Source organism: Acetobacter farinalis (genome assembly GCF_011516935.1).
GTDB lineage: Bacteria > Pseudomonadota > Alphaproteobacteria > Acetobacterales > Acetobacteraceae > Acetobacter > Acetobacter farinalis.
Window position 1 is genome coordinate 20,555 of the sequence record NZ_WOTF01000023.1, and the last position, 10,428, is coordinate 30,982.

Sequence of the window (10,428 nt, forward strand, 5' to 3'; positions counted from 1 at the left end):
TGCAGTGTTGCCAGACCTGCGGTGATGACCGCGGCAAGAGCTGTTGAGACATTTACACACCGGGCGGGCTCGGGGCCTCCTGCCCGCTCTCTCCCAGAAGCGCCGCCACAACGGGGAAGAGCTGGTGTGCGGCGGCCAGCAAAAAACCCACATGCAGCCTGAAGGCTTCGGCCCGGACGGAACCCAGTGTTTCCGGTTCCTCAAAATCTGACGCGATGACCGCACGGGTGGTGTCAGGGTGAGCGGGGTCTGGTCGCAGGGTGACGCACTGCATGAGACGGTCCAGAGCACGGTCCAGTTCAGCTTCTTCCATGAAGCCGAAAATTTCAATGCCAAGACTGGCAAGACCGGCAAGTCCTGCTTCCGCGAGATCCGCCCCCACCCGTGCGCCGCCACGAATGGCCGCCTGAAGGATATGGCGCGCCCATTTGTCTGCCGCAAACGCGTCCATGCGGGTGAGAACAAAGCGTTTACCGTGATCGGCTCCGGCTTTACTGTGCGTATACTCCACTGTTTTCATAAATATTTTCCTGAAATGAGATGGGGCGGCCAAGGGTGTGCCTGCCGGGCAGCAAGACAGAAATCTGCGAAAGGTATCGTGGGCGTTCCTGTACTGGCTTCTGTTTCTGGTGGCGTGCCTTACAGTCTGTTACTGCCCGGGCAGTAAGTGGTCGATTTGAGTAAAATCGCTCTGAATTTTTAGGGTTTCTTAGAATTTTCCTGTTAGGTTTCTCAAACGGGCGTTGGAAACAGGCTTTTTTGCAAGCAGTCTGGTTTTATGCCTGAGCAGCACCGGTCTGCCTCTGCCATCGAGGTGGGGCATAGGCCGGTGTTGCGCTCAGGGAATCAGATCGCGGCGGGGAGCACGCGTTCCCAGATGATTTCAAAATGGCGGGCTTCCAGAACCCGGCCCGCTGTTGGCACGCCCACAATGGAGCGCAACAGGCCACGCACCATGGTGTATTTACGTCCGATAGCCGGAATCTGAATTTCAGCGCCCATACGGTACAGGCCGCGCCGGGCATCCTGCGCCATAACAATCGCTTCAAAAATCAGGGCGCTTTCACTACTGGCAGCCAGCGCGATAGTCTGGGTGACAGGATTGGGGATCCATCCGGCATTCAGGTAGCCATCAATACTCATGGCGGTTTCGGCCAGTTCCCGCGCATCGGTTTCAAACGCACGGTCTGCCGCGTAGTTTTCCAGTGTGATCGGGGTATTGTAAAGCCCGGGCACTGTAACAGTGTATACGGAATTGGCGGCGGTAATATCATAATCGGACATCTGTCCGGGCCTCCTGGCAGGATGGAATCAGGCGTGGGATGCGGCGTATATTCTGGAGTAGCCGCTGAGGGGGATCTGGCAGAGAATGTCCAACGCGAGGTGCAGTCTGAAGAAAACTGTATTGGTCAAACCCCGTATCCTTGAGTGATTAGCTGATGGGGGCTTGCGCGGTGATTTACTATGCCTCTACGGAGGCCAGGGCAATAGACTGCACGGACTGACCATCCGTGTAGAAAAACCGTCCCTGCACCGTGCCGCGCGCCGCACGAACAGCCGGAGCGGCTAGTGAGGCGCCGGGCAGCAGATACCAGCCACGGGTGGAGAGGACGCTGTCAATCCTGCGTCCGGCTGCTGCGTTCACGGCCTGCGCCTGAGCATCCGACAGAGTGATGTTGGGTTGAATAGCCCCGAAAGACAGAGCGGTATCAATCGTGTTCTGGACAGATGTGGCAATCAGGGAATCCCCCACGGCATTATAGGGAATTTGCCCGGCACTGGAGAACAGGCGGATGAGGTCTGCCTGGAAGCTGGCAGTCATCCAGATCTGGTTGATATAGCTGTCTGCCCATGCAAACGGGCCTGAGACCGCACCATTATTCAGAAAACTGAATGTTGCATCCGTGCTTTTGTACGAATCATAAAAACTGTATCCGTTTGCCAGCAACGCCTGCGCCTGCGAAGCGGTGAGATTGGCCGGCGGTACGCCGCCGTTGGAGCGGAACATCAGCGTTGTGCGGCCGCTGGAACGGTTGGGATTGACGGAGGCGGCCCAGCCCAGACACAGGGCACCGGCCAGGGTGCCACCATTCACAACGCTGCTGGAACTGCCACTTGAGGTGCTGCTGCTCACGCTGTTCTGGGTATTCGCATTAAACAGGCAGGTCAGGCCCGGTGTGCCAGAAGCCTGAAGGGTGGCCCCGAAACTGGTGGTGGCCCCAGCAGTCAGGATGGCGGCATTACTGTCCTGCACAATACCCCAGTAGCGATTGGGGTGGGCGGCCATCCATGCCGCGATTGCGGTCTGGGCAGCGGGTTCAGGTTCCTGCGCGAAGAGAAACGGAGCCCAGTCCGTGGCCTGCTCTGCCGCTGTGGAGAGAGAGGCGCTGTAGTCCGTGGCCGCAGGGTTTGCGGGAAGCTGAAAGAGATAGAGTTTTTCCGGTGTATCCTGCGCGTTGGCATAGCCGGAAAAATAGATGCTGGCGATACTGGCCTCCACGGAGGTGACACCGCATGTGGCCGCCACCTCCGCAGCGGAAGAGAAACTGGAAATTCCGCCACAGAGGCCTGAATTTGTGGAAAACACCATACCGTTCAGCAGGCTGACGGTGCCACCCGGAGAGAGCACACCCGGCGTGACGGTGACAAGGGAGCTGATGGGGAGTGTCATGCGAATGGGAAGCCTTGAAGACTGGTGACCTCTGCCAGCGCAAGCGTGGCGACAGGGGCCGTTTGTTGAGGACGTGTGAGGGAGAAGCTGGCCTGAAGGTGCAGGTCGATCTGCCAGTGTTCTTCATATTGCCGCTCCCCATTCACAAAAGGGATCTGGCGGGCAGGCCCGGCATGGAGCGGGGCGATGCGGGTGGGGTATCCGGGAGGTGGCGCCTCGGCTGCGACCGGCATTGGGCAGGGCGGCTGCTGATTTTGGGTTTGGTAAAAAGCCGTGAAAAATTCAGCCGCCCAGCCATTGTTGAACAGGGCGCTGATGAGCTGCGCCCCCTCCCCCGCCCCCGGCCCGAACAGGCTGACCTGCACCGTGCTCTCCTGCTGTTGCAGAACAATGCGGGTTGCGCCGGTATAACGGCTGGCGCTGGTGGCAACGCGCTGGTGCTGGAGGATTGTCATGAGCGCGAAAAGACCGAGAGGGGCCGCCATGCGGTTCTGTCGGGCCAGCAGGATTGGGGTTTCCGATGGCAGGCAGGCTTGCAGAAAGGCCCGCAACGCAGTGGTGAGCGCCGCCGTTATGGGCGGGGTGCCGAGGGGCATTGCCGGGTTACCAGAAGTTTCGACCACCGGCCGCCTCCCCATGTTTCGAGCTGGCCTGTGACCAGCCATTCCGAGCCTTCAAACACCAGAAGATCTCCACCGAACTGGTGGGCGCGGTCTACGCCCTTGATTTCAGCCGGCAGATAGACCACGCGGGTTTCTGTGCTCTGGCTAAGCCCTGCGACCTGTGAGAGGTCCGCGCTGCTGGCGGCCTGCACCATGATGCGTAACAGGACATTCGTATAATGCGGAGCCACCGTGCCATCTGGCAGAACCGTGGTGCCTTCCTGCGCCAGCAGGGTAGTGGGTATCGCGGGGGTCAGGCTGCCGAGCACGCGAGACACCACCCCGAATACGCCCCCGGCAAGGCCATTCACGACACCACCTGGAAGGCGACATTTTTTTCAAGCATTCCGGTTTCTTCAAGAGGTTTGTCAAATCCCTTGTGGCGGATGGTGGCCGGGGCATTGGGGGGTGTCCGGATTTGGCGAATGGTGTGTGTGATATCCGCCTGCATGGCACGTCCAACCGTGGAGAGCGCCTGTGTAGGATTACGGAGCTGCTGGATAAGGGCTGGCAGAGAGGACGCCAATGACCGATCGAGGGAGGAAGCCTGCGAGGGTGAACGTTGGGACGCGAGAGGCGTGGCCCCCATCCTAAGCGGGCCAGTTGTAGCGCCACCTGCCCCGCTGACTTTGATCCCGTTGCGCAGGCTGGTTTTGAGGGCCTGGGCCAGCAGACGAACCCAGGCGGTGCGGTTTTCAGCAAGGCTCTGCCGCAGGAACGGGCGCGGAGGAATAACCACAGCGTGCGCCCCCTGCCCCCGCACTACCGCGCCAAACTCCTGCACAGCGGCAATGGCTGCGACCGGGGTACCATCCTCCTCCGTTGCCTGCCTGAAAAATCCAGCCTTGACGGCGGGACCGGATGCAGAGGCTCCGGCGGATGAAGGGACTTCAGGCGGGAGCGGCATGAGAGAAATCCTGTGCTGGAGCGAAAAAGCCGTGCTGAAGAAAAGCAGCTTGGGAATGGAGCATCATTATGCTGTGGTGCTTTTTGAGCGGTGTGCAGCCTGTGCAGGAATGGGATTGTAAGGGAAGTTCGTGACGGGTATCCGCATTCAGGACCATGACAGCGGTGTTTGCGGAAAGCCCGGAACATAGCGGGCAGTACGCAAGAAGGCGGTAGCAGCCCAGTAGGCCGCGCCATAGGGGGTTTGCGCCCACCATGCCTGTGTGGCGGTGACGGGCCCCATATCGGCCTCCACCGCCACGCTGCCCATGCGAGCGGAGGAGATACGACCTACCAGAGCTGGAGTTTCTGAACTGGTGGCAACCATAGGAGGGGCGGCAGCCCCTGTGAGTGCTAAGGGCCCAGAGGCAGAGTAATCAGGGCCGCCACCCAGCCCGAGTTGCCCCAGATGCGCCGCGATCAGCCCCAGAAGGGCAGCGCGGCGGGTAGGATTGCGGACGGGAGAAGTGTCATCATTCGCGAGGAACAGGCAGGCCTGATCAAAACATGCCTGTGCGCCCTCTGCCCCCAGCCTGGCAAACAGCGCGGAATAGCGGGCCTGCCAGGCCTGCGCATCAAACAGCACGGGAGGCATAAGAGACAGTCCTTGTGACGGGGATTTAAAGAAAGTGGCCTGAGACAGGTTTGGGCTCAGACCGGAGTGATGCCGGGGGCCGGGGCGACGGGATTAAGCGGTTCCGCACCGGTGCGCAGGGTGGCCTGCTCCCGCGCCTGCCCCGCGGCTTTTTCCACCGTGGCCTGCGCGAAGATCAAGCCGTTTTGCAGCAATGGGAACTCCGCGTATCGGCGGGACCATGCAGCCCAGAACTCTGCGGGAACCGGCGTGAGGCCATACCCGCCCACCACGGCAGAGGCGCGGGTGCCGGCCAGTTCATACTGTGCGCTCCCCAGTGACAGGATAAGCCCGTTAGGCAGTTTGCAGCCGATGGTAACGGTGGAAGCTGTGGCCATATGCAGACGGTTCCTTAGAAGAGTTTTTTGAAATTTTTATGAAAAATGAAATATCTTGGGAAAATTTGTCGTCATTCTGGTGTTACAGGCCCACCATGGTGGCAATCCCTGCGGGAACATAGATAATGGCCCCCCATGTACCTTGGGAGAGTTTCTGTTTCCAGGCGGAAGCGTCTGTCACGACGGCGTGGGCACGCAGTTTTTCCGTAAAGGCGGTTTCCGCCGTTTTCTGTGCACCCACATATTCGGCCATGATCTGCATGGTCTGGACGGTACTGCCCGCACTATCTCCATACTCCACTGCCTGCACAAAACGCAGGTTGGGATAGGTATCTTTCAGGAGGGATGCCGCAGAGAGGCCAAAACTGTTGCGGCGGGTGAGCAGGCCCATGCGCGTGGGAGAAAGGCCCAGGACCATCGGGGTTTCTGTATCCACCAGCCCTGCTGTCTGGCTATGGAGCTGGTTGATGAGGCTGATGACATCATCCTGCCGCTCTTCCGGTGTGGCGGCGGTCCAGCCGGTACCCCCTGCTGCCTTGATGGCAGGAGTAACGGCGGCGGGCAGGCGCGGGTCATTCAGGTAGCCATACAGGCGCAGGCCATCAATTCCGAAAAAATAGCTCTGGTTCTGAAATTTATTCAGTTTCAGGGCCGCAGCTTCCCGCAGGCTGGCTGCCCACTGGAGACGCGCCTGCCCGGCCAGAGCCAGCTCCATTTCCCCCCACGAGACGAACACCTGATAATGGTAGGACTGACGTTCAGGATATGTAGGATTCAGGCTGACCTGACCATTGCTGTTCCAGTCTCCATAACTGGACACCTCGCCTGTGGTCTCGATCATCGGGAAAATAGCGGTGCGGGTCACCCAGTCTCCCTTACGCACTTCCCCCAGAAGTTCTGCCGCCCGCATAGGCGCGAAAGCAACCTTGATGAGAGCCGGGTCCACCCACGCGCTCATGAACGCCGGGATGCCCGCGCTGGCTGTGGTGGACAGCGTGGGCTGGGCATCCTGCGCAAGGCTGTCCGTTGCCAGAAGGCTGTTTGCGATCATGCCCTGTGCTTCAGGCATGATGAAGCCAAGGCGATTGAGTTCAGCCAGCTCTGTTCTGAAATCACTCATACTGCATGGCTCCAGCTTGAAATTTTGACAAGTTCACCCGCAGCGCAGGTGGAGGTTACATAAAAACGCGTCTGCACCGCACCGGAAAGAGTCGCTCCGGCGGCGGCCGTGGCGATGCTGCCATTTGTAATAGACGCGAACACGGCCTGCCCCGGTGTGGCGGCCGTAATGGTAACAGCCCAGAAATCCCCCGCAGTAAGCAGCGTGACCGGGTAGCCTTCCGGGATCAGCAGACTACCTTCATCCGGCAGGTTGATAATCTGGGCAGTGAGATCCCGATGCACAAAACCATCCGGCGGCGCGGAGGTGGAAGCTGAGGAGACTGGAGCGTTGGCTACGCTGCGGCCATCACCCTGCACCCAGCCGAACGCGCCGATGAGGCAGCCGCCTGTAGCCGCGACCAGTGCGCCTTCCCCCGCCGGGAAACTGGCTGTGGGGTTGAGAGACGCAAAATCTCCCGGGAGGCCGGGAGCGGGCTGGCTGGTAATCTGTGTCTGAAACGGCATGGACTATGCTTTCACCGTAATACGGGCAAGACCGAATTCATCACGGAAAGAGGCGGTATTTTCTGCATCCATTCCCGCGATACGTGACGATGTGTTCAGTGCTTTCAGGCGTGCGACCTGCTGAAAAAGTGGTCTAAAAGCCTCTTCGGGCAGACCGGTGAGGTCTACCCCCTGCTCCCGCAAGGCAAAGCCATACACAGCAGCGGCGCTGTCCATCACGACATCCCCCACAAAGGGGCGCACGGCGGCACGGGCGGCATGCAGGGCTTCCATCCTACGCATGACTTCCGCTTCTGCCTGCTGCACGGCCTGAACCAAAGCCGCATCCTGTGCGTGGGGAGCAGTGTGGAGAGTGCTTGATGTGAGCGGGGATGTGCCAGGCAATGTGCTGGATGACGCGGAGAGCACGGCGGAATTACCGGAGCAATCACCAGGTGTGATGCCTTTGGTGGAGGTAGGTGGAGGTGAGGTGGACTGGTGTGAGTGTGCTTCTGTGCCGGGAACGGGGGCCACAGTCACGACTGGGGCAGGGCCGGATGAAGGAGTGTCCGGCGTCAAGAGAGCACGAGTGCTCTGACCTGTGGAAGGCTGGCCCGCGGGAGGCTGGTCTGTTGCGGGTTCACCGGGAGACGGAAGGCGATGCATGGAAGAAAGCTCCCTGTACGGTGTGGGGGCGGCGTCCCCAATGATGGCGGTTTTCACACGCGGATGGCTGACGAGGGCGAGGTGATTGAAGACGATGTCTGTCATGGTCAGACTGTAGGGTATGCCATCCTGCACGCCTGCGCGGGGCAGAACACGGTAGCGGTACCCAGCGGAGACTGCCCTTTGCTGCCCGTTTTCTATGGCGGCTATGGCGGCGTGATCCCACACTGTCAGGCTGCCGATGAGATCGGGCGCTTCAAACCGGATATCACTGCCTACGGCCCCGACTGTCATCTCTTTGGGATGTTCTGTTGCGGAAACCGGCTGATGCTGCATGAGAATAGGCTTGCCAGCCATGCTGGGGGCCGCACGAGCAAGTGCCTGTGTGTCTCGATAGACTTGATAGAGCGTGTCCGGCTTGAGGCCGAGAGCTGCGGCACCGGGAATTTCGTGCCCGTAATACGGGCAGACGGTGGCAGCGGAAAGAATGCAGCGCGCGATATGCAGGTGACCATCACCATCCGTGCGGCGCACCGAGCGGTCCAGCGCCAGAACGACGGCATCGCGTTCTTGGTTGGGAACCAATATAACTGAAGGCTGAGCGCTCAGAGTAGAGGGAAGACCGTGAAGCGTCATGTTTTATCCTACAGACGGATTTTGAATTGATATACAATTCAAATAAATTCCTCTGAAATTTTAATATTTATATTTTTATAAAATATCTATATTTTATAATCGTACCAAAATAAATGATAAATTATTTTCAATATTTTACAAGAACGTTATTTTCTGCATCGAACCAAGTGCTTTTTGATTTATTCCAGTGTGCTTCTACGCCTTTCTGACCATTAAGTTTACAATCGGCGCAATAAATATGCTGATCTTCTTCAACACTAGAAGTCGGCAACGATGCATATGTAAACACAGGATAACCCGGAGCAACGCCAGAGTGAGTCTGAACAGCCTCCGCTTTCAAATATCCACGTATCTCAGCATCTTTGTTGATGGAAAAATTGGAAGATAATACATGACTACTATCCCCTGTAATCATATAAACTTTGGAATCTGCAACTAACACTTGCACCGTTGCCTGAGGTGCAAGTATATAGGAATTTTTACCATTAATTTGCCAACCACCATCAATCGGCCAGAGAGTGACTGAATGAGCCGAAATATTACTGACCGTCACAAAATCACCTTTAGCAGCGAAATCTAATCTGATACCGGCCCCATCGAAATCAGAATTATTCACAATAATATGTGATGCGCTGACAGGTGTAGCAGTGTCCAACGTGTTACCTGTGGCGCCATAATTCGCAACAGACCCTCCTTCTACACCGCTGTCTTCCACATGCCAGACAGTATTGCCTTTAACCGCGTAATCTAACATATTCCAGTAAATACCGCCGTATGAACCATAACCAAGCATGTGGTTATTCTGGCCACCTTTAGTTCCATCAGCAGATAGGTCATAATACGTATTTGCTTTCGTCCTCATGACAGCTGCAACGGATGTATCATACGATGCCACTGAAAAATCAATAGGACTGTTATAAAAATGTGAACTTGAAGAAATAAGTGTTCCAAATTGTGTTCCTGAAGCAGACCCAAAACACATCAGGCACCCGATTTGAAAACTCTTCTCACCGAGAAAAACCCATTTAGCCGTTCCATCCAAAACAGGTGATTCTTCGCTAAATTTCCATTCTGGAATAGAATTTCCTGAAACTCCTCCTTCCACTGTATTTTCGTACATGTAGGATTTATTATCATCAGGATTTATGACAATAGCAATTTGGAATGCGTGATATGATGTTTTGGCTGCCCACGCATTGTCGCCAGCATACCATGTATTGAACCACAACCCATAACGATTGGACGCATACGGGGAGTATGCTGTTTTTGGATCATCTGGACCGATACCAGACATATCCCATTCATTAACGTAATGCTGAAGACCTGATTTCTGGGTGTTACCATTCTCGTCTACATATCCGCCCGCTGCTAGACCTCCGATTTCATCAAGCTCATCAACCGACACCCAAGTCCAATTGGTGCCAGATGTCAAAAGACGATTGAAATCGATGATGTCATACGCACCACCATAACCAAATCCACTTGAATATTCATCATTATAATGTGTCACTACGCCTGTATTGGACGAAGAATGTACGGAATTATGATGAACCGAAGACCCCCAGTGGATTCTGCTACACCAATAGGCATCATAACCCTCAGACGTTGGGGATTCGCATTCTGCCGGAGTCTGCATCTTGCTATCCAGCGTGTAAAAATCGGATGTAATAGGTGCCGGCATGCGCTTTGTCGCATAATCAAATATACTGTCTGACGTATAAGTACGATCTTTCATCACCCCCCATTTGGGTTCAAAAGCCTCAACAAGCGCCGTATCACCGACCTTGTCTGATACGTGACCACCATTCCATGCAGGATTACCAGTTGAATCTGCAGAATCCATATTGGGAGACAAAAGTTGACCGTCAGCATGAATGAATATTTTATTGAAACTTCCACTCTCTATGGATGTCATTGCAGACCCGTCTGTATTCACCGGGTATGCTTCTCCTGCAGCAAGCTTGAATGTTGATCCGACAGTTAATAATGACAGAATATTAGTAATATCTTCCGCACTAAGCGTATCGCCTGATGCAGTTACACCAAGACTATGAAAATACCCATCATTAATCGCACGGTCGATTGTAACTGGCCGCAATGCAGACACAGAAACACTCAAAGCCGTTGCGCTACTGACGTCAGATTGCTCTGCCAAGACACTTCTAGAGCACGTCCACTGAACGATGAATCGTGTGGGGTGACATGGGGCATAGATTGTGATTCACCGTTTCCATTGATGGAGATGGTGATGGCACGAGCATTGAGTGACGA

Annotated in this window: 12 protein-coding genes; all 12 read right to left on the minus strand. The window is 56.1% G+C overall.

Annotated features, from left to right (window positions below; translation table 11 throughout):
- Positions 1-52: 52 nt before the first annotated feature.
- A complete protein-coding gene (locus GOB82_RS11790; RefSeq protein ID WP_166123328.1) occupies positions 53-520 on the minus strand; it encodes a hypothetical protein in 468 nt (155 codons plus the stop codon).
- A 326-nt stretch (positions 521-846) separates the two neighbouring features.
- Positions 847-1,284: a phage tail fiber protein gene (locus GOB82_RS11795; protein WP_166123330.1), complete on the minus strand. Its 438-nt coding sequence runs from the start codon at positions 1,282-1,284 to the stop codon at positions 847-849.
- A 178-nt stretch (positions 1,285-1,462) separates the two neighbouring features.
- Positions 1,463-2,671, minus strand: coding sequence for a DUF3383 family protein (locus tag GOB82_RS11800; protein ID WP_166123332.1), 1,209 nt, complete (start codon positions 2,669-2,671; stop codon positions 1,463-1,465).
- Positions 2,668-3,294 carry a phage neck terminator protein gene (locus GOB82_RS11805; protein WP_166123334.1) on the minus strand — a complete coding sequence of 209 codons (627 nt, stop codon included), beginning with the start codon at positions 3,292-3,294 and terminating at the stop codon, positions 2,668-2,670. The genes GOB82_RS11800 and GOB82_RS11805 overlap by 4 nt, the downstream gene beginning before the upstream one ends.
- Positions 3,243-3,644, minus strand: a complete 402-nt coding sequence (locus GOB82_RS11810) for a hypothetical protein (RefSeq protein WP_166123336.1) — start codon at positions 3,642-3,644, stop codon at positions 3,243-3,245. The genes GOB82_RS11805 and GOB82_RS11810 overlap by 52 nt, the downstream gene beginning before the upstream one ends.
- On the minus strand, positions 3,641-4,240 hold the full coding sequence (locus GOB82_RS11815) for a hypothetical protein (RefSeq protein ID WP_166123338.1): 600 nt from the start codon (positions 4,238-4,240) through the stop codon (positions 3,641-3,643). Before GOB82_RS11815 ends, GOB82_RS11810 begins: the two co-directional genes overlap by 4 nt.
- Before the next feature lie 147 nt (positions 4,241-4,387).
- Complete coding sequence (locus GOB82_RS11820; protein WP_166123340.1) at positions 4,388-4,873, minus strand: DUF4054 domain-containing protein; 486 nt, start codon at positions 4,871-4,873, stop codon at positions 4,388-4,390.
- A gap of 56 nt (positions 4,874-4,929) precedes the next feature.
- Positions 4,930-5,250 (minus strand): hypothetical protein, encoded by a 321-nt coding sequence (locus GOB82_RS11825; RefSeq protein WP_166123342.1) that lies wholly within the window; start codon positions 5,248-5,250, stop codon positions 4,930-4,932.
- Between the two features lie 82 nt (positions 5,251-5,332).
- On the minus strand, positions 5,333-6,370 hold the full coding sequence (locus GOB82_RS11830; protein WP_166123344.1) for a major capsid family protein: 1,038 nt from the start codon (positions 6,368-6,370) through the stop codon (positions 5,333-5,335).
- A complete protein-coding gene (locus GOB82_RS11835) occupies positions 6,367-6,876 on the minus strand; it encodes a structural cement protein Gp24 (protein ID WP_166123346.1) in 510 nt (169 codons plus the stop codon). The genes GOB82_RS11830 and GOB82_RS11835 overlap by 4 nt, the downstream gene beginning before the upstream one ends.
- Positions 6,877-6,879: 3 nt before the next feature.
- A complete protein-coding gene (locus tag GOB82_RS13480; protein WP_242007388.1) occupies positions 6,880-8,157 on the minus strand; it encodes a DUF2213 domain-containing protein in 1,278 nt (425 codons plus the stop codon).
- A gap of 127 nt (positions 8,158-8,284) precedes the next feature.
- Positions 8,285-10,312 carry a hypothetical protein gene (locus tag GOB82_RS11845; protein WP_166123348.1) on the minus strand — a complete coding sequence of 676 codons (2,028 nt, stop codon included), beginning with the start codon at positions 10,310-10,312 and terminating at the stop codon, positions 8,285-8,287.
- Positions 10,313-10,428: the final 116 nt, after the last annotated feature.